Source organism: Arcobacter rhizosphaerae, from assembly GCF_049472155.1.
Taxonomy (GTDB): Bacteria; Campylobacterota; Campylobacteria; order Campylobacterales; family Arcobacteraceae; genus Arcobacter_B.
Map to the genome: position 1 here is coordinate 1 of NZ_JBMOVW010000008.1, position 25071 is coordinate 25071.

The 25071-nt window shown below is 30.6% G+C and carries 22 protein-coding genes and 2 rRNA genes; 9 read left to right on the forward strand and 15 right to left on the reverse strand.

The genetic code is table 11. The features are described 5' to 3' along the window. Positions 1-217: 217 nt before the first annotated feature. The 3 genes from ACH5BH_RS11945 (at position 218) to ACH5BH_RS11955 (ending at position 5588) form a co-directional block, all read left to right on the forward strand. Positions 218-3130: ribosomal RNA gene (locus tag ACH5BH_RS11945) — 23S ribosomal RNA — on the forward strand. 226 nt (positions 3131-3356) lie between these two features. Next, a 5S ribosomal RNA gene (gene rrf, locus ACH5BH_RS11950) occupies positions 3357-3472 on the forward strand. A 205-nt stretch (positions 3473-3677) separates the two neighbouring features. Beyond that, positions 3678-5588 carry a sensor histidine kinase gene (locus ACH5BH_RS11955; RefSeq protein ID WP_423298509.1) on the forward strand — a complete coding sequence of 637 codons (1911 nt, stop codon included), beginning with the start codon at positions 3678-3680 and terminating at the stop codon, positions 5586-5588. Between the two features lie 34 nt (positions 5589-5622). On the opposite strand, the gene rpsU is transcribed toward ACH5BH_RS11955, so the two are convergent. Beyond that, positions 5623-5835 carry a 30S ribosomal protein S21 gene (gene rpsU / locus ACH5BH_RS11960; protein ID WP_254576631.1) on the reverse strand — a complete coding sequence of 71 codons (213 nt, stop codon included), beginning with the start codon at positions 5833-5835 and terminating at the stop codon, positions 5623-5625. A 115-nt stretch (positions 5836-5950) separates the two neighbouring features. Here rpsU and moaC point away from each other — a divergent pair, with 115 nt between their 5' ends. From moaC to ACH5BH_RS11980, 4 genes are read left to right on the forward strand one after another with little or no spacing between them, the layout of a single operon-like run. Further along, positions 5951-6424 carry a cyclic pyranopterin monophosphate synthase MoaC gene (gene moaC / locus ACH5BH_RS11965; RefSeq protein WP_423298510.1) on the forward strand — a complete coding sequence of 158 codons (474 nt, stop codon included), beginning with the start codon at positions 5951-5953 and terminating at the stop codon, positions 6422-6424. 15 nt (positions 6425-6439) lie between these two features. Next, complete coding sequence (locus ACH5BH_RS11970; RefSeq protein ID WP_423298511.1) at positions 6440-6703, forward strand: HP0495 family protein; 264 nt, start codon at positions 6440-6442, stop codon at positions 6701-6703. A gap of 3 nt (positions 6704-6706) precedes the next feature. Further along, on the forward strand, positions 6707-7477 hold the full coding sequence (locus tag ACH5BH_RS11975) for a M15 family metallopeptidase (protein ID WP_423298512.1): 771 nt from the start codon (positions 6707-6709) through the stop codon (positions 7475-7477). Further along, the gene (locus tag ACH5BH_RS11980; protein WP_423298513.1) at positions 7449-8765 is read left to right on the forward strand and encodes a M99 family carboxypeptidase catalytic domain-containing protein; all 1317 of its coding nucleotides are present in this window, start codon (positions 7449-7451) and stop codon (positions 8763-8765) included. Before ACH5BH_RS11975 ends, ACH5BH_RS11980 begins: the two co-directional genes overlap by 29 nt. Positions 8766-8789: 24 nt before the next feature. Here ACH5BH_RS11980 and ACH5BH_RS11985 read toward each other — a convergent pair whose 3' ends face one another. Genes ACH5BH_RS11985 through ACH5BH_RS12005 form a run of 5 tightly spaced genes read right to left on the reverse strand, consistent with a single transcriptional unit; the run spans position 8790 to position 14955 of the window. Continuing rightward, entirely contained in the window at positions 8790-9053 is a 264-nt protein-coding gene (locus tag ACH5BH_RS11985; protein ID WP_423298514.1) for a hypothetical protein, read from the reverse strand. A gap of 10 nt (positions 9054-9063) precedes the next feature. Then, on the reverse strand, positions 9064-9855 hold the full coding sequence (gene surE, locus ACH5BH_RS11990; protein WP_423298571.1) for a 5'/3'-nucleotidase SurE: 792 nt from the start codon (positions 9853-9855) through the stop codon (positions 9064-9066). Further along, complete coding sequence (dnaE, locus tag ACH5BH_RS11995) at positions 9855-13421, reverse strand: DNA polymerase III subunit alpha (RefSeq protein ID WP_423298515.1); 3567 nt, start codon at positions 13419-13421, stop codon at positions 9855-9857. Before dnaE ends, surE begins: the two co-directional genes overlap by 1 nt. Positions 13422-13460: 39 nt before the next feature. Then, on the reverse strand, positions 13461-14219 hold the full coding sequence (locus tag ACH5BH_RS12000; RefSeq protein WP_423298516.1) for a patatin-like phospholipase family protein: 759 nt from the start codon (positions 14217-14219) through the stop codon (positions 13461-13463). After that, entirely contained in the window at positions 14209-14955 is a 747-nt protein-coding gene (locus ACH5BH_RS12005) for a UDP-2,3-diacylglucosamine diphosphatase (RefSeq protein WP_423298517.1), read from the reverse strand. Before ACH5BH_RS12005 ends, ACH5BH_RS12000 begins: the two co-directional genes overlap by 11 nt. A 125-nt stretch (positions 14956-15080) precedes the next feature. Between ACH5BH_RS12005 and ACH5BH_RS12010 the strand changes: the two genes are divergently transcribed. Both ACH5BH_RS12010 and ACH5BH_RS12015 read left to right on the forward strand, forming a co-directional pair. Next, on the forward strand, positions 15081-15797 hold the full coding sequence (locus ACH5BH_RS12010; protein WP_423298518.1) for a FlgO family outer membrane protein: 717 nt from the start codon (positions 15081-15083) through the stop codon (positions 15795-15797). A gap of 5 nt (positions 15798-15802) precedes the next feature. Continuing rightward, entirely contained in the window at positions 15803-16390 is a 588-nt protein-coding gene (locus ACH5BH_RS12015) for a FlgO family outer membrane protein (RefSeq protein WP_423298519.1), read from the forward strand. On the opposite strand, the gene recJ is transcribed toward ACH5BH_RS12015, so the two are convergent. The 9 genes from recJ to ACH5BH_RS12060 all read right to left on the reverse strand — a co-directional run bounded on the left by recJ (position 16385) and on the right by ACH5BH_RS12060 (position 25052). Beyond that, a complete protein-coding gene (gene recJ / locus ACH5BH_RS12020) occupies positions 16385-17950 on the reverse strand; it encodes a single-stranded-DNA-specific exonuclease RecJ (RefSeq protein WP_423298520.1) in 1566 nt (521 codons plus the stop codon). The two genes, ACH5BH_RS12015 and recJ, sit on opposite strands and share 6 nt — an antisense overlap. Beyond that, positions 17950-19566: a CTP synthase gene (gene pyrG, locus ACH5BH_RS12025; protein ID WP_404307728.1), complete on the reverse strand. Its 1617-nt coding sequence runs from the start codon at positions 19564-19566 to the stop codon at positions 17950-17952. The genes recJ and pyrG overlap by 1 nt, the downstream gene beginning before the upstream one ends. A 138-nt stretch (positions 19567-19704) precedes the next feature. After that, on the reverse strand, positions 19705-21087 hold the full coding sequence (gene ccoG / locus ACH5BH_RS12030) for a cytochrome c oxidase accessory protein CcoG (RefSeq protein ID WP_423298521.1): 1383 nt from the start codon (positions 21085-21087) through the stop codon (positions 19705-19707). A gap of 102 nt (positions 21088-21189) precedes the next feature. Further along, a complete protein-coding gene (locus ACH5BH_RS12035) occupies positions 21190-22026 on the reverse strand; it encodes a hypothetical protein (protein ID WP_423298522.1) in 837 nt (278 codons plus the stop codon). Between the two features lie 124 nt (positions 22027-22150). Next, on the reverse strand, positions 22151-22750 hold the full coding sequence (locus tag ACH5BH_RS12040; RefSeq protein ID WP_423298523.1) for an FmdE family protein: 600 nt from the start codon (positions 22748-22750) through the stop codon (positions 22151-22153). 13 nt (positions 22751-22763) lie between these two features. After that, positions 22764-23180 (reverse strand): hypothetical protein, encoded by a 417-nt coding sequence (locus ACH5BH_RS12045; protein WP_423298524.1) that lies wholly within the window; start codon positions 23178-23180, stop codon positions 22764-22766. Between the two features lie 3 nt (positions 23181-23183). Next, a complete protein-coding gene (locus ACH5BH_RS12050) occupies positions 23184-23492 on the reverse strand; it encodes a metal-sulfur cluster assembly factor (RefSeq protein WP_423298525.1) in 309 nt (102 codons plus the stop codon). Next, positions 23482-24720 (reverse strand): hypothetical protein, encoded by a 1239-nt coding sequence (locus ACH5BH_RS12055; protein ID WP_404307717.1) that lies wholly within the window; start codon positions 24718-24720, stop codon positions 23482-23484. The genes ACH5BH_RS12050 and ACH5BH_RS12055 overlap by 11 nt, the downstream gene beginning before the upstream one ends. A gap of 8 nt (positions 24721-24728) precedes the next feature. Further along, positions 24729-25052 (reverse strand): sulfurtransferase TusA family protein, encoded by a 324-nt coding sequence (locus ACH5BH_RS12060; RefSeq protein WP_423298526.1) that lies wholly within the window; start codon positions 25050-25052, stop codon positions 24729-24731. Between the last annotated feature and the right edge of the window lie 19 nt (positions 25053-25071).

Sequence of the window (25071 nt, forward strand, 5' to 3'; positions counted from 1 at the left end):
TTCTTTAGAAATAAAGGATATGATATTTAAAAACATAATGTTAAAGTCTTAAAATTTTTCTAGCGAATATTTAAATGAGAGTTTAAATATAAACTAAAAAACGAAACAATTTTAAAAACACAACTTTTTTATTAGATGTAGCAATATATTTAATAAGATAGTAGCCAAGGAATAATTATTCAAAACGGTGAAGTAATGTAAATTACTTTATCAACAAAAATAAGCTATTAAGGGCTAATGGTGGATGCCTAGACTGTAAGAGGCGAAGAAGGACGTACTAGACTGCGATAAGCTACGGGGAACTGTCAAGAAGTTTTGATCCGTAGATTTCCGAATGGGACAACCCAGCATATAGAGATATATGTTACCTTTCGAGGGGCGAACGTGGCGAAGTGAAACATCTCAGTAACCACAGGAAGAGAAATCAAATGAGATTCCGTTAGTAGCGGCGAGCGAACGCGGATTAGGACAAACCCAATGCTTGCATTGGGGGTTGTAGGACCATAACATGAGACTAAAGAAGATAGAAGAAATAGTTGGAAAGCTATAGCATAGAAGGTGATACTCCTGTAATCGAAATTTTCAATAGCTCTAATGGTATCCTGAGTAGGTCGGAACACGTGATATTTTGACTGAATCTAGGGGGACCACCCTCTAATCCTAAATACTACTTACAGATCGATAGTGAACAAGTACCGTGAGGGAAAGGTGAAAAGTACTCCAGTGAGGAGAGTGAAATAGAACCTGAAACCATTAGCTTACAATCATTCGGAGCCCTATGATTTATCAGGGTGACGGACTGCCTTTTGCATAATGAGCCTGCGAGTTGTGGTGTCTGGCAAGGTTAAGTCAAGTACGAAGCCGTAGCGAAAGCGAGTCTTAATAGGGCGAATTAGTCAGATGCTGCAGACCCGAAACGAAGTGATCTATCCATGAGCAGGTTGAAGCTGGTGTAAGAGCCAGTGGAGGACCGAACCGGTGGGCGTTGAAAAGTCCTCGGATGACTTGTGGATAGGGGTGAAAGGCCAATCAAACTTCGTGATAGCTGGTTCTCTCCGAAATATATTTAGGTATAGCCTTGTGTAGTAGCATATAGGGGTAGAGCACTGAATGGGCTAGGGCTGCTTACCGCGGTACCAAACCCTATCAAACTATGAATACTATATGTGTAATCACAGGAGTCAGGCGTAGGGTGATAAAATCCTATGTCGAGAGGGGAACAACCCAGACTAACAGCTAAGGTCCCAAAGTCATATCTAAGTGGAAAACGATGTGGAGTTACTGTGACAACCAGGAGGTTGGCTTAGAAGCAGCCATCCTTTAAAGAAAGCGTAACAGCTCACTGGTCTAGTGATTCTGCGCGGAAAATATAACGGGGCTAAGATATGCACCGAAGCTTTAGACTCAAGTTTACTTGAGTGGTAGGAGAGCGTTCTATTCAGCGTTGAAGGTGTACCGGCAAGGAGCGCTGGAGCGGATAGAAGTGAGCATGCAGGCATGAGTAGCGATAAAAGAGGTGAGAATCCTCTTCGCCGAAAACCCAAGGTTTCCTACGCGATGCTCGTCATCGTAGGGTTAGTCGGGACCTAAGTCGAGTCCGAGAGGGGTAGACGATGGCAAATTGATTAATATTTCAATACCAACAAATAAGCGCGATGTGGGGACGCATAGAGTTAATCGAGCACACTGATGGAATAGTGGGTCGAAGGACGTAGGCTGTAACTTAGGCAAATCCGGGTTACATGAAGCCGAGATCTTACAGGCTCTTGACACTCTTCGGAGGAGATAGAGAATCGATGATACTGTCGTGCCAAGAAAAGCCACTAAGTATATTATTTGTTGCCCGTACCGTAAACCGACACAGGTGGGTGGGATGAGTATTCTAAGGCGCGTGGAAGAACCCTGGTTAAGGAACTCTGCAAACTAGCACCGTATCTTCGGTATAAGGTGTGCCTACTTTGGTATAGAGATTTACTCTCAAAAGCTAAAGAGGTTGCAACAAAGAGTCCCTCCCGACTGTTTACCAAAAACACAGCACTTTGCTAACACGTAAGTGGATGTATAAGGTGTGACGCCTGCCCGGTGCTCGAAGGTTAATTGATGATGTTAGCATTAGCGAAGCATTTGATCGAAGCCCGAGTAAACGGCGGCCGTAACTATAACGGTCCTAAGGTAGCGAAATTCCTTGTCGGTTAAATACCGACCTGCATGAATGGCGTAACGAGATGGGAGCTGTCTCAACCAGGGATCCAGTGAAATTGTAGTGGAGGTGAAAATTCCTCCTACCCGCGGAAAGACGGAAAGACCCCGTGCACCTTTACTACAGCTTGACACTGTAGCTTGGATATTCTTGTGCAGGATAGGTGGGAGGCTTTGATTCATAGACGCCAGTATATGATGAGCCATCCTTGAGATACCACCCTTGAATATTTGAGTTACTAACTGTGTATAATTATCTTATACCAGGACAATGTCTGGTGGGTAGTTTGACTGGGGCGGTCGCCTCCTAAAAAGTAACGGAGGCTTACAAAGGTTAGTTCATGGCGGATGGAAATCGCCAGTTGAGTATAATGGCATAAACTAGCTTGACTGTGAGACATACAAGTCGAACAGAGACGAAAGTCGGTCATAGTGATCCGGTGGTTCTGTGTGGAAGGGCCATCGCTCAAAGGATAAAAGGTACGCCGGGGATAACAGGCTGATCTCCCCCAAGAGCTCACATCGACGGGGAGGTTTGGCACCTCGATGTCGGCTCATCGCATCCTGGGGCTGGAGCAGGTCCCAAGGGTATGGCTGTTCGCCATTTAAAGCGGTACGCGAGCTGGGTTCAGAACGTCGTGAGACAGTTCGGTCCCTATCTTCCGTGGGCGTAGGAAAGTTGAGGAGATTTGTCCCTAGTACGAGAGGACCGGGATGAACGTACCACTAGTGTACCAATTGTTCTGCCAAGGGCATCGTTGGGTAGCTATGTACGGATGTGATAAGAGCTGAAAGCATCTAAGCTCGAAGCCAACTTCAAGATGAACTTTCCCTGAAGATCCCAGCAAGACTAGCTGGTTGATAGGCTAGGTGTGTAAGCGTTGTAAGACGTTTAGCTGACTAGTACTAATAGATCGTTTGGCTTTTTTTAATAAATTTCTTGGTTTACTATCTTATTAAGTATATATCTGTTGCTTTAAAAAACTTGTTTTTTAAAGGGAACACTACTTAATAAATGTGTGAATTGTTTCACAAAGCGTTTCCTTGAAAAGATGAACATCTTTTTAAGAAGCTCATTTAAGACTTTAACATTATCTTTACACTCATTACCCTAATGTGAGTATAAAGAGTTTATTTGAACTTTTTATACTCATATTGCTGGTGGTTATAGAGAAGTGGAAATACCCAGCCCCATTCCGAACCTGGAAGTCAAGCACTTCATCGCTGATAATACTGCAGGTTTCACTTGTGGAAACGTAGGCCGCTGCCAGCTCTTGAGTTTTATCTAAAAGCTTTTATCTATTTGAACTTCTTTACAGTTCCTTTAGGTAGAAGCTTTTTTTTTAGCCCACTTTCTTTACCTTTACCTATTATTCTCTTTTTTTATTATTTTTTATAGTTTTATTGCCTCTTTTTTATTTTATTTTTATATAATAAATAAAAGATATTGTCTTTTATCTACTTTTTTAGGAACTTACTTGTTAAAAAGATCTATTTATAAAGTTTTAAATGTATTAACTATTTTTCCCCCTCTTTTAATAATATTGCTTTCAATTATTATCACAAGTTATTTAGTTTATGAAAATCAAAAAAAATTTGAGAAAGAATCATTTTTATTAAAGAAGGAGTATCTTAAAGATAGTAGACAGAAGATTTATGAAGATGTGAATAATGCAATTAAATATATAGAGTATGAATATGAAGATACAGAAGAAAAGCTAAAACAAAATTTAAAAAATAGAGTTAATGATGCTTACTCTATAATTAAAGGTATTATTAAAAACAATCAGAATCTTAATAAAGATGAACAAATAAAGATTATAAAAGATGCTTTAAATGATATTAGATTTAATGATGGTAGGGGTTATTATTATATTTATAGTATGCAAGGCAAATGTATATTATTACCAATTCAAAAAAAACTTGAAGGTAAATCTTTTTTAAATGTAAAAGATAAAAGGGGTAAGTTTATTACTAAATCTATAATTAAGTCTTTAAAAGAAAATAAGGAAGAATTTATAACTTGGTGGTGGTATAAACCAAATGATATAGAAAAACAATATAAAAAGATTTCTTTCAATAAATATATAAAAGAATTAGATATGTATATTGGGACAGGTGATTATATTGAAGATTTTGAAAGTATAATAAAAAAGAAAGTTGTATCTTTTCTTTCAAGTTTTAAATATGAAACGGGGGGTTATATTTTTATTTTAAATAGTGAAGGTAGAATTATTTTACATCCTAATGAGAAACTTCAAAATAAATATATAGACACTTTAAACATAAGAGATAAAACTAATTTAGAATCTATTATAAAAATAGGGAAAAAAGGTGAAGGATATCTTACTTATTCTTCTGATGTATTAGGTTTATATAAAGATGGTATTTATAAAACATCATATATAAAAGGTTTAGATAAATGGAATTGGATTATTGGAAAAGGTTTTTATAAAAATGATTTATATGAAACTATAGCTTTAAATCAAAATGAATTAAAAAAAGAAAATACAAAAATTGTAACTAAAATAATTCTTATCAGTATATTTATTACTACAATTCTAATCATTATTATTTTGTATAATGTTAAGTTTTTAAGAAATAAATTTGATTTAATTAATAAAAGAATTGAAAATGAGATTAAATCTAATCATGAAAAAGATAAACTTTTATTTCAGCAATCTAAAATGGCATCTTTGGGAGAAATGTTACAAAATATTGCTCACCAGTGGAGACAGCCTCTTTCTGTTATATCGACAGCTGCAAGTGGTTTAAAATTAAAAAAAGATTTTAATATTTTAGATGATAATAGTATTGATGATACAGTTAATGTAATAATGAAATCAACTACTTATCTATCTAAAACTATTGATGATTTTAGGAATTTTTACAAAGATGAAAAAAAAGAAAAATGTTTTAATATTAAAAATGCTATTACTGACAGTATAGATATTATTTCAATAAAATTGAAAAATAAAAATATTCTTCTTGAATGTAATTTAATTGATTATGAATATAAAGCACTTAAAAATGAATTGATTCAGGTGCTTATCAATATTCTAAATAATGCAATAGATGCTTTTGAAAAACAAAAGGATAGATTAATTTTTATTGATATTGAGGAGAATACATCTTTTTTAAAAATTAGTATAAAAGATAGTGCAGGTGGAATTCCAAATGACATAATAGATAGAGTTTTTGAACCTTATTTTACTACTAAGCATAAGGCACAAGGAACAGGTATAGGTTTATTTATGAGTCAAGAAATAATTACAAAGCATTTTGAGGGTATTATTAGTGTAAAAAATTGTACTTTTGAATATAAAACTAATAATTATAAGGGTGCATGTTTTACAATTAATTTACCTATAAAAAAAGGCCAGTTGTAAACAACTGACCTTTTTTATCGGAAAGAACAAAATCTTATAACCTAGATTCATATCTTCTAAGCATATATAATCTTTTAAGCATTTTCTTTCTAGCATTGATTTTTTGCTTTTTTCTGATCTCTGTCATTGGCTCAAAAAATCTTCTAGCTCTAGTTTCAGTAACAATAAGATTTCTATCACATTGTTTCTTAAACCTTCTGTATGCTTCGTCAAAAGATTCGCTCTCTTTTACTTTAATGCCTGGCATGTAAAGTTCACCTACTTTCTTTTTAATTTAGGCTTGCATTATATTTAAATTATACTTAATTTCAATTTAACTAAAGTTTGAATATAATAAATATACTAATAAAGAGGATATTAATTTGGATTTAACACACTTAGATAATAATAATAGACCAAAAATGGTTGATGTTTCTGCTAAAGATGAAACAACAAGAGTTGCTGTTGCTTCTGGTAAAATTTCAATGAGTCAAGAAGCTTTTGATGCAATAATTAAAAATAATACAAAAAAAGGGCCTGTTATTCAGACTGCTGTTATTGCTGCTATTATGGGTGTTAAAAAAACTAGTGATTTAATTCCTATGTGTCATCCATTACTTTTAAGTGGTATAAATTGTGATGTAGAAGAATTACCTGAATTACCTGGATTTAAACTTATTGTAACTGCAAAATTAAATGGACAAACAGGTGTTGAAATGGAAGCTTTAACGGGTGTTAGTTTAGGGCTTTTAACTATATATGATATGGTTAAAGCTATTGATAAATCTATGGTTATTTCAAATGTCCAACTTGAAGAAAAATCAGGTGGAAAAAGTGGAGATTTCACAAGAAATTAAGTATAAGGAGATTAGATGATAGATTTAAATAAAGAAAAATTAAAATTAAACTACCCTTGTAATTGGAAATATAAAATTGTAGTTTTAGAAACTATCAATATTAAAACTGTAGTTACTGATGTTGTTTCACAAAGAGAACATAAGGTAAATGAATCTAATGTAAGTAAAAAAGGTAAATTTAAAAGTTATACTTTAGAATTGCTTGTTCATAGTGATGATGATAGAAAAGGTTTATATGAGAATCTTGGAAATCATGATGATATTAAAATGGTATTATAATTTATGAATAGGAGAGATTTTTTTAATATCTCAAAAGCAGGAGTTATAACTACTGCTTTATTTAGTAAAGAATTACTTGCTATAGAACCTCCTGAAATTAGAACTCCATACTTTTATTTAGAAGAAAAATATGAAAATGACTTTCAAGAAATTAGAAGAAAACTAAATCTTATTCAAAGACATGTGGGATATGGAAACTTTAATATTTTAGGTTTTGATGAAGCTTTAAAAATTGCTAAACGAGTCTCTTCAATAGGTGAGTTTTCAAAATCACAATTAGAGTTTTTAGAATTTATGTTTTATTATAATCCATCGTCACATGGATTTTATGGTAAAAGAATCACTAAAAGCATTACAAGTAGTATTGATACAAAACAAATAGTAAAAGTTCCAAAAACTGGACACTATCTTTTTAAAGGTAAACCTTTAGAAACTTATAATGACATGGTTAAAGATATAGGGAGCACTCTTACTTTAACTTCTGGTATTAGAAGTGTTATGAAACAAACAAAACTATTCTTTGACAAAATAGCTTCTGTAAATGGCAATATTACAATTGCTGCTATTTCTTTAGCTCCTCCTGCTTATACTTATCATTTTATTGGAGATTTTGATGTGGGTAAAAAAGGTTTTGGTCATGCAAACTTTACATCAAGATTTGCACTTACTGATGAATTTAAAAAAATTAGAACATTAAAATATGTTGATGTTAGATATACAATTAATAATAAGGATGGTGTAAGGTATGAACCTTGGCATATTACGACTGTTTAAAATCTCTATAATATTTTTATTAATTCAAAATTTATATGCACAAGTACAAACTTACGACTTCGATTTTATTAAAAAAGGTGAGCAAGATGAGAATACTCTTCTTTTAATTGGAGGTATCCAAGGTGATGAACCTGGTGCTTTTATGGCAGCATCTTTAATAGCAACTCATTATGATATTAAAAAAGGTTCTGTTTGGGTTATCCCAAATCTTAACTTTTATTCTATTATTAAAAGATCCAGAGGCCCTTATGGAGATATGAATAGAAAGTTCGCTGACCTTTCACCTACTGATCCTGATTATGAAACTATACAGCGTATAAAAAAGTATATTAAAGCTTCTGAGGTTAAGTTAATACTTAATTTACATGATGGAAGTGGTTACTATCGAAAAGAACATATAAACAATCTTTATTCTCCTAAAAGATGGGGACAATGCTCTATCATCGATCAATCAAAACTTGATATTCCTAAGTATGGTAACCTTGAAGAGATTTCAACAAAAGTTGTAAGTAGTATAAATCAAAAGCTTTTAAGACCAAAAGATGTTTATGGTGTAAAAAATACAAAAACAAGACTTGGTGATAAAGAGATGGAAAAAACTCTTACTTACTTTGCTATAAACAATAAGAAGGCTGCTTTTGCAAATGAAGCTAGTAAGGATTTACCATTACATGAAAGAGTTTACTATCACTTATTAGCTATTGAAGCATATATGGATATTATGGGAATAGAATTTGAAAGAAAGTTTGATGTTTCGACGGCTTCTATTAAAAATGTAATTGACCATGATATTTATATCTCTTTTTATGATGAACAAATTAAACTTCCACTTAGTAAAATTAGAAGTATTTTAAAATATTTCCCAATTAATAAAGATGGTATTTTAGAGTTCACTCCTTCAAACCCTTTAATGACTATAGTTAAACAAGGTAAAGAGTATGTTATTCACTATGGAAACAGAAAATTAGCTAAACTTCATCCTGATTATATCAAAGTCATAAAGGATGATAGAGACATAAACTTTTTAATTGATGGACAGAAAAAAAGTGTGAAGCTTGGTGATATTGTATATGCACAAGAAAGCTTTTTAATTGAGCCAATTGATGATTTAAGAGTTAATATTATTGGTTATGTAAATAAAGATATAGAAAGCGAAGTTGGAATTATAGTAAATAAAAATGAAATCCAAAAAAGATTTTCTGTTGATAAAGATGGAGATTTATTTAGAATTGAGTTTTATAAAAAAGATAAGTTTATAGGTATGGTTCTTTTAGGTTTTGAAAAATAGAGTTTTAAACTCTATTTTCTAAGATTAGTCAAAAGATACAAGCTCTTTTTTGAAAAGTTCTTGATTTAACTTTTTACAAGCAGTTTTATAAAGTTTTTCAACTCTTTCTTCATCATCTTTCACGATTTGTACTACTTCTTCTAAAGATTTTCCTTCTTCAAAAGCTACAAAAGTTTTATACTCTTTTTTTGTAAATTTTCTTTTTAATACATCTTTGATTTCATCTTCAGGTCTTAATACACCTACAAGTTTATCAATATGTTTAAAAACAGCTTCTGTATAGTTCATTTTTTTCCTTTTAATTATTTATCCAATTTTCTAGAGACTTGATATCTTTATAAGATGTAAGATCAAGCATGATTGGAGTTATAGAAACATTGTTTGCTTTAATCGCTTCAAAATCACAAGACTTATCAGTACTTTCTTGCCAGATTAAAGGGTGTAGTCCAATCCAGTAGTACTCTTCACCTCTTGGATTTAGATGTCTATGGGTATCATTTCCATACTCTCTATAACCAGCTTTTGTGATTTTAATGCCCTCGCACTCATTAGGTTTGATAGGTGGGATATTAACATTTAATAGCTTTCTTTCATCTAATGGGAACTCATTATTTAGTATTTTTGATGCTAATTTAGCAATCGTCTGTTTTGCTAATGCAAAATCCCAACCATCTTTTATATCAAGGCATTTATTTCTACATACTTGTGAAATAGCAATAGCAGGAACACCTTGAAGCACAGCTTCCATAGCACCTGCCGCAGTTCCACTATATGTAATATCCTCTCCCATATTCGCACCAATATTAATACCACTTATTACTAAATCAGGTTTAAACTCTTCAGTAAAAAGATTGTTTAGTGATATAAAAACACAATCAGTAGGTGTTCCATCATCGACTCTATAATAATCATCATCAACTTTGTCAAGCTTCAGTGGTCTATCTAAAGTTAAAGAGTGACCACATGCTGACTTGTTTTTAGCAGGAGCAACAACAGTTAGTTTTGCAATTGGACTTAATGCTTCAATTAAAGCTTTTAATCCAATGGCATCAAAGCCATCGTCATTTGTAAGTAAAATATGTTTTTTCATCATGCTACTACATAAGCTCCTTCTATTTGTTTAATTAGGTTTTCTACATTTGAAGTTACTTTAAAACCTGTTTCAAGTTCAATATCTGCTAGTTTTGATTTAACGAGTACTTTAAATTCTCTTCTTCCTTGATTATTTGCAATAATATCAAAAAGTTTATACATCACATCATCTCTATCATCAAAAGGAATAGCAACAGTTAGAGGTGGTTCTATTTTTTCAACTTGTTTTGTTTTTACTTTCTCTTTTTTTGCATCTAACAAACTCTCAATTTTAAGAATGTTCATTCTAGTAAAGTTTTCATCTTTTGTGATTCTTACTTTAAATGCAATAGGTTCAGATTCACTTGGGTTTCTTAAATCAATCCCAAAGTTTTCTTCAAGTTCTTTAAGTCTGTTTTCAAACATCATAAGTTCAATATTTCCATGTAAGTCCATGATGGAAGCAATACCAAATTTATTACCTTTTTTAGAAATTTTTTCAGTAATACTCTCTATCTTTCCTACAAATAGAGCTTGAGAACCATCAGCAATCTCATCAATTTCTGATGATAGAGTATATTTGATTTGATCTAATTGCTCTCTATAATCATCAAGTGGGTGACCAGATACATAGAATCCTAAAGAGGCTTTTTCAAGTTCAAGTAGTTCTTTATTATCAAATTCTGGTAATTCTTCAAGTTCTATTTCAATAGAAGTTAATTCTTCACTATCTCCAAATAATGAACCAACAGCCATTTTTTTAGCTTTTGCTACATTTCCAACAGCTTCACCTATTTGCTCAATTTGCTCTAGCATGGCTCTTCTTGTATAGTGGAAACCATCTAAAGCTCCTGCTTTAATAAGTGATTCAATTACTCTTTTGTTTACTTTACTTCCATCAATTCTTGAAATAAAATCAGATAAACTTTTAAACTCTCCACCTTCTTTTCTAACTCTCAAAATTGAGTTAATGGCAACATCTCCAGCACCTTTAATAGCACCCATACCAAACATAACAACTTCTTCACCATCAATTTTTTTAGCAGAGAATACTAGGTCAGACTTATTTATGTCAGGTGGGAATAAATCAAGTCCTAATCTTTTTACTTCATCCACATACTTAACAACTTTATCTGTATTATCTTTTTCAAGTGTAAGTAAGGCTGCCATAAATTCAGATGGATAATAACACTTAAGATATGAAGTATAGAAAGTTACAAGTGCATAAGCTGCTGAGTGAGATTTGTTAAATCCATATCCAGCAAACTTTACAATTAAGTCGAACAGTTCTTCTGTATAAGCTCTTGTATAACCTTTCTCTTGAGCTCCATCGGCAAACTCTGTTTTAAGTTTATCCATCTCTTCTTTAATCTTTTTACCCATGGCCCGTCTAACTAAGTCGGCACCACCAAGTGAGAAACCACCTATACTTTGCACAATCTGCATAACTTGCTCTTGATATACAATAACTCCGTATGTAGTTTCTAATATTGGCTTAAGTGCTGGTTCAAGTTCATCATAGAAATAGTCAATCTTTGCTCGACCATGCTTTCTATCAATAAAGTCATCAAGCATCCCTGACTCCATTGGACCTGGTCGATAAAGGGCTAGAACGGCAATAATATCCTCAAAATTTGAAGGTGCTAGTCTTTTACATAAGTCTTGCATACCATCAGATTCTATTTGGAATAATCCAATTGTATTACCTGTTTGAATTAGCTCATAAACACCTTTGTCATTTACATCTGTTGTTAAGAAATCAACTCTTTTCCCATGTCTTTTCTCAATTAGTTTATTTGCTTCTTCAATAACTGTTAGGGTCTTAAGACCTAAGAAGTCAAATTTAATTAAGTCAACATCCTCAACATATTTACCATTATATTGAGTGGCAAGAGTATCAAGTCCCGAGGGTTTAAATAAAGGAGTTTTTTTCCATAAAGGTTCATTCGAGATAACAACACCCGCTGCGTGAGTACCTGCATTTCTATTTAGTCCTTCTAAGGCTAGGGCAAATTCCCAAACTCTTTTAGACAGTGGATCTGAATCACAAAGCTCTTTGATTTTTGGTTCTTTTTCATAAGAGTCAGTAAGGTTAATACCAAGTTCATCAGGAATAAGTTTAGCCATTGCATCAGCTTTTGCATAAGGCATATCAAGAACCCTTGCAACATCTCTAATAACCCCTTTTGCAAGAAGTTTACCAAAGGTAATAATTTGAGCAACATTGGCACGACCATATTGTTGTACAACATAATCAATGATCTCACCCCTTCTACTTTGACAGAAGTCCATATCAATATCGGGCATAGATACCCTCTCTGGATTTAGGAACCTCTCAAAAAGTAAACCATAAGGCATTGGGTCAATATCGGTAATAAATAAACAATAAGCAACAAGTGAACCAGCAGCAGAACCTCTTCCAGGACCTACTGGAATACCCATTTGTTTTGCAACAATAACGAAATCCCATACAATAAGCATATATCCCGGGAATTTCATGTTGTTAATAATGTCTATTTCTACTTGAAGTCTTTCTCTATACTCTTCATGTTTTTCAGATGGAACTATTTCAAGTCTTTTTTCTAAACCTTTCCAACACTCATGAATAAATAAAGCTTTATCATTTTCAAGTGAATACTCTTCATCTGGAAAAGGTATTTCAACATTTTGCTCTTTAAGTTTATCTCTTGTAAATTTAAAGTTTGGAGGTGTAGGGTTTCCTAGTTTTATCTCTAAATTACATTTATCAGCAATTTCTTGAGTAGCTTCAATTGCTTCTGGAATATCAGCGTATAGTTTTGCTATTTGCTCTGGTGATTTTAAATAAAATTCATGAACAGAGTGTCTTAATCTATTTGGATCATCATAAAGTTTATTCATTGCTATACACATAAAGGCTTCGTGTGCATCAGCATCTTTTGGATTTAAGTAGTGTGTATCATTTGTAGCTACTACTTTTATTCCCGTTTCATGGGCGATTCTTAGAATTTGGTCATCTACAAAGTGTTGATCTCCAATTCCATGTCTCATGATCTCAAGGTAGAAATCATCTCCAAAAATATCTCTATATTCTAAGGCTATCTCTTTTGCTCTTTCATAACCTTTTGCACCATTTCTTACGTTTCTTTCATTTTGTAAATTTAGGTGCCAGTTTATTTCACCTTGTAGACAAGCAGCAGAACAAACTAAACCTTCACTATTTTCTCTTAAAAGCTTTTTATTGATTCTTGGATAGTAGTAAAAACCATGCATATAAGCTTGTGAACTTAAATACATTAGGTTTTTATAACCAGTATCATTTTTTGCATATAAACATAAGTGATATCTTTGTCTATTTGTTTTATCTCCTAATTCTTCTGAATTATGGATATAAGCTTCCATACCAATAATAGGTTTAATGCCTTCATTTCTCATGGCATTATAAAAGTCAATAGCTCCAAACATGTTACCATGGTCAGTCATGGCAACAGAGGTCATTCCAAGCTCTTTTACTTTTTTAGCTAGTGGTTTAATTTTGTTCGCACCATCAAGTAGTGAATATTCTGTATGTAAATGTAAATGTGTAAATTGTGGTGTATCAGACATAATATAATCTTTTTAAAATAATTTTTGTTTGTTAATAGTTTATATTATATCTAAAAAATGATTTTGAGCCTCTTTAAAACCAAGATTAAAACACTCTTCTAATTCTTTAAAAGTGAACAAAGAAAATCCTCTGATATGAGGACTTCCTAAATATTCGTGTGTGTGAGCAATTGAGTGGGCATGATTTTCATGTAATTGTTTAAAAATTTTTTTATGAATTGTTTTAATTGGGTTAAGTTTTTTGATATTTTTCTTATTGGATTTTGGAAATAAATCTACACTAAAAATATGATAATTTTTATCTAGCAAAGGCTTAATTGGTACATTATCGAACAATCCCCCATCTATTAAAGACATTCCTTTGTATTTAACTGGTCTAAAAAGGGGAATTAAAGCAGATGAAGCCATACATAAAGTTACAGTATCTCCACTATTAAAATAGTGAAGTTTTTTCTCTTTGGTATCATAGGCATTCACGTAAACAGGTTTTGGAATATCTTCTAGTTTCTCAATAGGAAGTAATTCTTTTACTATTTTGTTTGATGAGTCAATTTTTAGTAAACCATTTCTAAAATAGTTAAACTTTAAAGCCTGTCTAACATCTTTACTTCCAAATATTCTTAGTTGTTCTTTTGCAGGAATTCCACTTGCATGAGATGCACTTATGATACTTCCAATTGAAGAGCCACTATAAGCTTTAATATCTATGTTTTTTTCTTCACAAAAGTGTAAAACTCCTAAGTGAAAAGCACCTCTAGCAGCACCTCCACCAAGAGCAAGACCTAAATTATTTATCATTCTTATCTAACCAATCTATTATTTTAAACTCACCATCAAAAGTCTCTACTATAGCTGTACAGTTTTCAACCCAATCTCCACAGTTTAGGTACTCTATACCATCTATATCTCTTATTTCAGCTTTATGGATATGTCCACATATAATACCATCATATCCTTTATTTTTTGCGTGAGTTGATAAAACACTTTCAAAATCATTTATAAATGAAACTGAGGATTTTACTGAGTCTTTCACATATTTTGATAAGGACCAATATTTTTTTATTCCAAGTTTTTGTCTTATGAAGTTTAATGCAGCATTTAAATATAAAAGCAAATCATATCCATAATCACCAAGAATGGCTAACCATTTTTTAGTCATGGTAATTGAGTCAAAAAAATCACCATGGGTTATATAATATTTTTTGCCATTAATTCCTTGATAATCAAGCTCATTGGAAATATTTAAAGAATCACCTAAAACTAGGGGAACAAAGGGTCTTATAAACTCATCGTGGTTACCAGTGATAAAATGAACATTTGTTCCTTTTCTGGCTTTTTTTAAAACTTTTTGAATAACATCTGAGTGAGTTTGAGGCCAAATAAACTTTCGTTTTATAGCCCATCCATCTATAATATCTCCCACTAAAATTAGATTTTCACACTCATTATGTTTTAAAAAATTTAATAATTTTTTAGCCTTTGAAAACCTTGTGCCTAAATGAACATCTGATATAAATATGCTTTTGTATTTCATCTTTGAATTTTAGAGTACTTTGATTACAATTGAATAACAAAAGAAAAATAGTATTTATGGGTTTCTTCAAGATTTTATAAGCTAGTTTTAAATAAAATTTAAACAATTATACTAAGGGGAATTTTATGTTGAAAACTTTTGCAAAGACTTGTTTAGTAGCTACTGCTACTATGATATTTTCGGGATGTCAGATACATCAAACGATTGTACAAAAAGAGCAACTACCAACTGTAAAAGGTCAGCAAACAAATAATACTTCAAGTGCAAATCTAAGCACTAACCATCTTCAACAAACAAATAATGAAGTTCAAGTTACAAAAGAGTATTTAAAAATTGCAAGTGATCAAGAAAAGTTTGTAACAAAACAATATACGTTAGAAGGAACAATAAACTCTTTAGCAACACAAATGATGAGAAATCAAAAACTTGCTACAAATAAACCTGTAATTATTACTTCTTTTGTTAGATTAGACCAGTTCAAAAAGACTACTGAGTTTGGAAGAATTGTAAGTGAAAGCTTAATCAATGAACTTTCAAATAAAGGTTTTAATATCATTGAATTTAGAGGTCAGCTAGCTGTATCTGTAGATGATAAAGGTGAATACTTTATTACAAGAAAAGTTAGACAAATGAAAGGTAAAACTCCAAACACTTATGTAGTAGTTGGAACTTACTCAAGACAATATAAAAAAGTGATTTTAAATGCTAGAGTTATTGATAATATTACTGGTAGAATTATTACAAGTGCAAGATCAACTTATCATCATGGAAGAGCAAATGATTGTATGATGTTTAGTGATTGTAAACCAGCAAGAACTGTTCAAATTGTAAAAGAACACTAATATAAATGAAATCCTCTTTTTCTAAAAACTTAAGAAGTATTTTACTTCTAGGTTTTTTAACTCTTTTTTTAACTTCATGTTCATACTATAAAATTCCTATTGATGGAGCAAATGATTTTCATTCATTAGTTTCTAAATTAGTTGATGAATCAGCAGTAAAAATAAAAAAGAATGTAGCTTATGAAGAAGTTGTTTTAGTTTCTGATTTTGTAAATATTCAAGATTTAGAAAACAAATCACAACTTGGTTTTCTATTATCAAATATACTAAAAGATAAATTAGTATCTTTAGATATAGTAGTAAGAGAGGTTACTTTTGGGAAAGAGTTTCAGCTAGGTCAAAAAGGTTTTAATATGCTTATTAGAGATAAAAGAAAGATTATTTCTGATGAGGTTACAAAAGCTAGATATGCTGTAGTTGGAACTTATTCTATCTCTACTAGAAGTCTAAATATTTTTATTAAACTTATAGATATTCAAACTGGAAATATTTTAGCTTCTTCCCATGAAAGAACTTCTATCGATCAAGAAATTATTAATCTTGAAGGTGAAGAAGAAAGAAAAATTGTTCTTAAACCAAGAGTTGTTTTATAAAATATCTTGGATTAAGAACTGAGCACTAAGCTCTCCTCTAAACTCATTTTTATTTACAGAAACTATCATATCAAGTTTATTAGGTAGATTTGTATTGCTATCATTAAATTTTAAAGCCTCAAAGATTATTCCCTCACTATTAAGTGTAAGCTTTAAATGATTTTTATCTTTTCCTATTAAATCATATTTTACTAGGTTTACATTTGAAATTTTAAAAATAGGTTTATGGTTTTGTAGGCCATAAGGTTCAAACTGCTCAATTATAGATAGAAACTCTAAATCAACAGAAGATACATCAAGTTCCCCTAAAGTTTTAGGTTCAATATGAAGTTTGTCTTTCTTATCTTCTAATTCTTGGTTTACTATAGCTTTAAACTCTTCTAAGTTTTCTTCTTTCATCGCTAAACCAGCAGCATTTTTGTGACCACCATAACCTAACAATAAATGATTTGCTTTAGTGATTAAATCATAAAGATTTATATCAGCATTTGCTCTTGCACTTCCTTTAGCAATACCATTATTGATTGAAAAAATAAATGCAGGTCTTTTAAAGTGATGAGACATTTTTGAAGCTACAATACCTATCACTCCTTCATGCCAATCTTCTCCCCAAACAATAACAGCATTATCATCGTAACTAGATGCACTTAGAGCTTTTTGAGAAATCTCTTCTTGTAGAGTTTTTCTATAATTATTTAATTCTTCTAATAATTGTAAAGATTCATTTGCACTAAAGGAGTTATTTGAGAGTAAAAAAGATAAGGCTACAGAAGCATCATCCATTCTTCCTGCACTATTGATTTTAGGAGCTATAAAAAAGCCAATATCATCTGAAACTAAAGCTGCTTTACCCATAACTTCATTTAGTTTTTTAAAGGCTTCTCTTTGTGAGTTTTTGATTTTCTTAAGACCTTGCTTTACCATAGTGTAATTAAGTGCAGTCATAGGCATAATATCAGCAACAATAGCTAATGCTAAAAGATCTAAGAAATCTGACATATTTACATTTAGATTTAACTCTTTTTTTATTGCTGCACATAAGTACCAAGCAACTTGTGCTCCACAAATATCTTTAAATTCAAAGTTACAATCTTCTTGTTTTGGATTTATAATAGCAATTGCAGGAGGTAATTCATCTCCTACTGTATGATGATCTGTAATTATTAAATCAATATCTTTTTTTTCAAGTTTCTTAGCTGCTTCAACTGCTGAAATACCATTGTCAACAGTAATAACTAAACCTTTATCTATTATATCAACTATTTTAGGAGATAAGCCATAACCATGTTCAAATCGATTTGGAATTATGTGTTTTACTTTATATCCAATTTTATTAAAAAAATCTAACATAATAGTAGTAGAGACAACACCATCTACATCATAATCCCCTACAATTGTTATAGTTTCATTATTTAAAATGGCAGTTTTGATTCTTGAGGTTGCTTTTTTGATATCTTTGAAGTTATCAGGAGTAGGGATATTTGCAAGGCGTGAATAAGGATTATTCACGTGTCTTGCAGATAAAATTTCAAAAAGTCTATTTTTTGTAATTTTAGACATTAGTCTTTTTTATTTGCTTGTTTTACAAACTCTAAAATAATTGGGTTTGGAGTCTCTAAGTGAGAAGTAAATTCTGGGTGGAATTGAACACCTACAAACCATGGATGGTCTTTAATTTCAACGGCTTCAATTAAACCATTTGATTGACCTGAAATAAGCATTCCTGCTTCTTCTAATCTTTCTTTATAAGCTGGGTTTGCTTCATATCTATGTCTATGTCTTTCATAGTAGATTTCTTCATTTCCATAAGCTTTTTGAAGATTTGTTCCTTTTAAAGGTTCAAATGGATATTCCCCAAGTCTCATAGTTCCACCCATTGGTGATTTATGAGTTCTTAATTGTTTATTTCCACTTTGATCCATAAATTCATCAATTAAATAGATTAATGGTTCTTGTGTATTTTCATCAAATTCTACAGAGTTTGCATTTTCTAAACCTAATACATTTCTTGCATATTCGATTACTGAAAGCTGCATTCCTAAACAAATACCAAGGTATGGAATTTTATTTTCTCTTGCATATTTTATAGCTTCAAGTTTACCTTCAACTCCTCTGTGACCAAATCCACCTGCAACTAAAATTGCATCAGAATTTCCAATAATTTCATAAGCACCAGTATCTTCAATTTTTTCAGAGTCACACCAGTGAATATTTACTTTTGTATTTAAGTGAGCACCTGCATGAATTAATGCTTCGATTAATGATTTGTAAGACTCTTTTAAATCTAAATATTTACCAACAAAAGCAATTGTTACTTCATCTTTTGGAACTAAGATATTTTTAACTAATGTATCCCATCTTTCCATATTTGGCTTAAATTTAATATTGAAGTGTTCTGATAAAGGAGTTAAAATTCCTTCTTTTATAAAGTGTAGTGGCACTTGATAAATAGATTGTGCATCACCTGCTTCAATTACTGCGTTTCTATCAATATCACATGATAAAGCTAATTTGTCTTTTAAGTTTTTTGGTAGCTCTTTTTCTGTTCTACATACTAACATGTGAGGAGTAATACCAATTCTTCTTAACTCTTGAACAGAGTGTTGAGTAGGTTTTGTTTTAAGTTCACCTGCTGCTTTGATATATGGAACTAAACTTACATGAATATTCATAGTTTTATCTTTTGGTTTTTCATGTCTAATAGCTCTAATTGCTTCCATAAATGGTAAACCTTCAATATCACCAACTGTTCCACCAAGTTCAATTATTAAAAAATCTTTTTCATCTGCTGCTGCATAAATTCTATCTTTAATTTCATCAACAACATGAGGAATAACTTGAATAGTTTTACCTAAGTATCCACCTTCTCTTTCTCTTTTAATTACACTTTGATAAACTTGTCCTGTCGTAAAAGAGTTTTTAGCAGTTAAAGTTGTGTCAATAAATCTTTCATAGTTACCTAAGTCAAGGTCAGTTTCAGCACCATCAGCAGTTACGAAAACTTCTCCGTGCTCTAGTGGACTCATTGTTCCTGGGTCTACATTTAAGTAAGGGTCGATTTTAAGCATACTTACTTTGAATCCAGATTGTTTTAAAATTGTTGCAATAGAAGCAGAAGTGATACCTTTACCAAGCGAACTTAGTACTCCACCCGTTACAAAAATGAATTTAGTCATTAAAAATACTCCAATTAAATTAAATAGTCATAAATATATTTCGCGATTTTAGCTAAAGTTTGTTGATAGACAAGTTAAGTTATGTTTATAATAGTAGCTTAAAAGTTAGCAATTTGCTAACTTTTAAGATTTAATAATTTATTTAAGTTTATCTGCTCTTGGATAAATAAATACTGCTTTTCTTAGAACACTTACTCTTTTTGGGTCTTCTTTAGCATAAGCTCTTAAAGTAACCGTAATTGGAGTATCTTTTGTATTGTCTTTTACTAAAATTTTATCAGTTTCTAAAATAACAACTTTTTTTCTAAGTTTTCCAGGTTGTAAAGTGAAAGGTTTAAATCTTTTTATCTCAATATCTTTATGATCAATAAGTTCAAGGTGATATGTAAGAGGTTTTGATTCTGTATTTTGGAATAATAATACAAAGTTATTACTTACTACATTGTTCTCTTTTACTTTATATAATTGAGTAGTTTTATTTACATTTAAAAGCATATACTCTTTAGTTCCACCCATCGCAAATAATAAACCTAAAACTATTGTAAGTGCTGCTGCATACATAATAGTTTGCTTTCTAAGCATTTTAGTTGGTTTATTTTTCTTAATCTCATTCGTACTTGACCATTGTACAAGTGAAGGTTTTCCTAGTTTCCCCATAACTGTTGTACATGCATCAACACACTCTAAACAGTTGATACATTCAAGTTGTAAACCTTTTCTAATATCAATATGTGTAGGACAAACAGTAACACATGATTCACAAGTAGTACATTCATCTGTTTGATTTGGTAAATCTTTGGCTTTGAAAATAATCTTCTCTTTATTTTCATTGTAAATATCACCACCTCTATTTGTAGAGTAAATAGCCTGATAAGTATTGTCATCATAAAGTACTGATTGTACTCTTGAATAAGGACAGATATAAATACAGAAGTCTTCTTTTAGGAATACTGCATCATAAACTATAAATGCTGCAATTGACAATACAAATCCAATTAAGAACATGTGTTCTGTAGGGTTTTGTATATAAGCAAAAAAATCTTCTGGCGGAATAAAATACCACATAAAGTTAGAAGCTGCAATAAGTGCTAAACAAGCCCATATAATGATTGCGATAACTCTTTTTGAAGCATTTTTTGGTTTTGAGAAGTCAGGCTCTTTTTGTTTATTTTTTATTCTTCTAAGACCTAAAAGTTTTCCTTCAATTAAATCTCTATATACAACCCTAAAGATTGTTTGAGGACAGGCCCAACCACACCATGCTCTACCACCTAAAGAAGTAACAGCAAAAATACCTAAAAATAGAAGCATTAGTAAAAATGGCATAAGGTATAATTCCTGCATATCAAATGCAGTACCTAAAAGATGAAGCTGTTTTTTATCAAAAGATAATAAGAAAATGTGGTTACCACCTATAGTAATAAAAGGTAAAGATAAAGATACTATTGTTGCGATTATGTATCCATAATACCTTTTAATTCTATAAGGAGTTTTACTTAAAAATTCATTTTTCTCTTTCACTGTAAAACCTTTGTATATAATGTATACTTAATTATATATAAAGATACCTTATAATAACCATAAATAACTATAAGTAGAACTTATAAAGTGAAAGTATATTCACTAATTCCCTTGTGTTAGCTTTTTATAGTTTTCTATTTTTTCAGAAATTTCATTTTTTACCATAGAAATATCAAAATTTTTAGGTTTTTGTATAGTTGGATAAGATTTTATAATATTTTCAAACTCTAAAATAGTATCATCAATTGATTTTGATTCAATTACTGGAATGTTTAGTTTTTGAATTAATTCTTCATTATATGTTTTATCTTCTCTTTTAAATAAAACAGGGTTATTTTCACAGAAGATAGATTCTAATGCTGTTTGTAAAGAAGCTGTTAATAAATACTTACTATTTTGAATAGTTTCAACATACTCTTCTTCATCTATAACATCACTAAAATGTTCTGTAAATATTTTTTCATTTCCTAAGAAGAAATAGTGTCCCATAAGAAGTGTGATATCATGTTTAGAAGAATTTTTAACACCATCTAAGAATAGTTCATTATAGTCATCATCACCAAAGAAAATTGTTTTTTCTATATTTGGATTTTCTATTTTTGAATAAAGTTGTTCATCAATAATTACATCATTTAATTCTTCCATATTATAAACTAAAGAACAAAACTCACTCATTCCTTCTTTCATTAGTTCATTTGTTTCATCTGTATCATAAAGAAGAATATCTCTTTTTTGCATGATGTTATGTAAATTTCTTACAACATCAATATTTACATATCTTCTTATCCCTAATAAGTCTTTAGCAAAAGCTCCTGCTCTAAAATCACTAGTACATAAAATAGGATCAAATTCTTTTAATTCAGTTGCTATAGCAGCACATCTTTTTGCTGCTTCAAGACCAATAGCATGACCTGTTTTTGCATAAAAATAAACTTGCATATTAATACCTTTTATATTTGTTTGTATATATTTAAGTATTTAGTATACTAAAAAGCTTCATAGCTTTTGGTTAAAATAAGTTTAAAATAAAATACTAAGTTTATTAAATAAGTTAAATTCAAAGCTAAGGATATTTTACTTGGATTACTTTATTTATATTTTCAAATATATTTTTTACTCTTTCTTGCCATAGTTTTCTAAACTCTTTTTTTTCTTCTATTGAAGCTAAGTTTTGCATTTGTTTTTGCATAAGTTCAGCTACTTTTGGATGAGCTGGTATGCTGTTTGGATTATATATGATTTCTATAGTTTCTTTAGTATCTAACCTTTGAAACTTTGCACTTGAATTAATATTGTCATTAAACTTCATTAAATCAAATCTTTGAAATTTTTTATTTATTCCTTTAAAGCCAGTAGCTTCAGTTGCACCAGTGATTTGTGATATTACATTTGCGATAACGCCTGCTACTGAATCTTTAGAATCTTCTTTAAAGGAGACAAAAATCTCACCTCTTTTAGGGAGTTCTTTTTGATATAAATGTTTTAAGGCTACTAAAGTCATGATATAAGCTCCTGCAACAGTAGGACATGAATGTCCTGCTGCTTTAACTATATCTAAATAATTAAATTCAACAAGACCCTCTTCAAGTGAACCTAAGAATGCTGATAAATCATCTTGAAGTTTTATAGTTTCTATAGTATTAAAAAATTCTGGATAGTTCATATTTTCCTCTCTTTTAAACGAAATACATTGTTTGTGATAAAAATACTATACATATTACTAATGCAAAAGGTAGTTTATGGCTTTTGAAAATAAAAGGTTGAATTCCAAAAAAAACTTGAAGTATACCTCTTAAGCCTAACCATAAACCTAAAATAGCTTTAATTGATAATAATATTTGAAAATTTGAAAGACTATTTTCAATACTTCCAAAGTTAAGATAAAAAAGGCAAATACCACTTACTACAGCAACAATAAGAGCTTTAGGTACCAAAACTCTTGTAAAGTCTTTAAAGTAAGATCTAACTTCTTCATATTTTTCTTTAGTAAGTCTTTTTTGCATTCTCATTAAAATCAAATTATCTGTAAAAAGAAAACCTGCATAAATTAAAATAGAAAAAATATGTATAAGCTTTAAACTTAGATATATCATGTTTTACATTCTACCTAGTTTTGCTTTTACTTCATCTGTTGCCATACTGATATTCCAAGCAGGCTCCCATACTAGTTCAACTTGAGCAAGTTGTGCTTTAGGTAATTCTCTTAAAACAGCTTCTTCTACCCACTGTACAATCAACTGATGTAAAGGACAAGCTTTTGTACTTAATGTCATCACAACTGTAACTTCCATTTTTTCATTACAAAAAGCATCATAAATTAAGCCCATTTCTACAAGATTAAAACCAACTTCTGGGTCATTTACTGTTGAAACAGCTTTAAAAATTTCTTCTTTATTATATATCATCTTTAAACCTTATCATGAAATCTATATCTTTTAGCAAAAAAATTGCACCAATACTTAATACACTAACACCGCTTTTAAAAATAGTTTCATTTGCATATAAAATTCCAATTGATACTATTATTATTCCAATAGATGAAAAAATAAACTGCATATTTGCACTTCTTTTAGGTACCATATCAGCAAGCATTGGAACTTTTTTCTTTCCAACAAAAGGAGAAAATCTTTCATACCAAACTAAAAAGGGGATGATTTTATATAAATGCCCTGTGATTATAAATGTGATAAAAGCAATACCTAACCAAGAAAGAGTAAGTAAAAGGTTTTGACTTGGATATAAAATATATAAACCTGTTAAAATCAATGCAAAGAATAAACAAATATATGAGAAAACCATACTTTTGAAATAGATATCATTTTCTAATCGTACTCTTGTTTTATAGATTATAAAAACTTGCATGAAGTATAAAATTAAAGCTATAAATGTAAAGATATAAGATAAATATTCAAAAATTAAAATATCAAATAATGATGAAAAAACTTGTAATAAAATTCCAATACTTAAAATAGCAAGAGCAGTTTTAACATATATCCATGAGAAACTATGACTTAACCAAAACATAGGAAGTAAAATCAAACTCATTCCCATGATAGTGATGCCAACATAGCCTATTAATACTAAATATACATGGGCTCTTAAAATAGATATAGTATCAACATCTAAAATACCACTATATCCTAAAGCAAGAATAATTCCTATAATTAAGCCTAAAAGTAAAAAAATATTGGCTAGTAAAACACTTGTTATTATAAAGTTTAGTTTTTTCACTTTTATTATAGTAAGAAAAGTTTCAAGTAAAAAAATACTAAAAGAAATAAATGCAACTACTCCTCCATAAGGTAATAATGAAGGGTAATACATAAATCCAAGTGCCATAAGAGTTGTTCCTATAAATAATAAAGGATAAATAATATAATACAAATCAACAGAAAAATGACCAACTTCAAGTACTACAGGAATAAGTTGTGCCATTGCACCAAATATTATCATCATTACAAATCCTAGTAAAAATAAATGTGTCCATGATAAAACTGTATTATTTAAACTATGTGCATCTATAACATCTATATTAAATAGTAAAAAAATACTAAGTGTATATATAATCACACCTATTAAAAAATATGGTGCAACAAGTTTAAAAGGTGGTGCAAACTGTTGTGAAATATTCATCTTATTTATTACCCATTACAAGTGTTTTGTGAAAAATCAGTAGTCTTTGAGGCATTATTTTTTAATGTAAATACTACTTTTACTTTTCCATCATCTGTGTTTTCTTCTTGAAAGTCAAAATCTTCTTGTACTTTTGGGAATAATCCAGCTGGCGATTTATGATTTATCATAACTAGTTTTGAGTTTTTATCTAGTAGTTGTAGACCTGCCATTGCATTTACCATTGGTTCAGGTGGAGGACACATACTTGTATCAAATTCATATATTGTTAGTTCATTTTCAACTTTTTTAAAAAAGTCTACAGTTGAACCCATAACTTCTATTTTTTCCATTTTTGCTCCTTTTATTTCC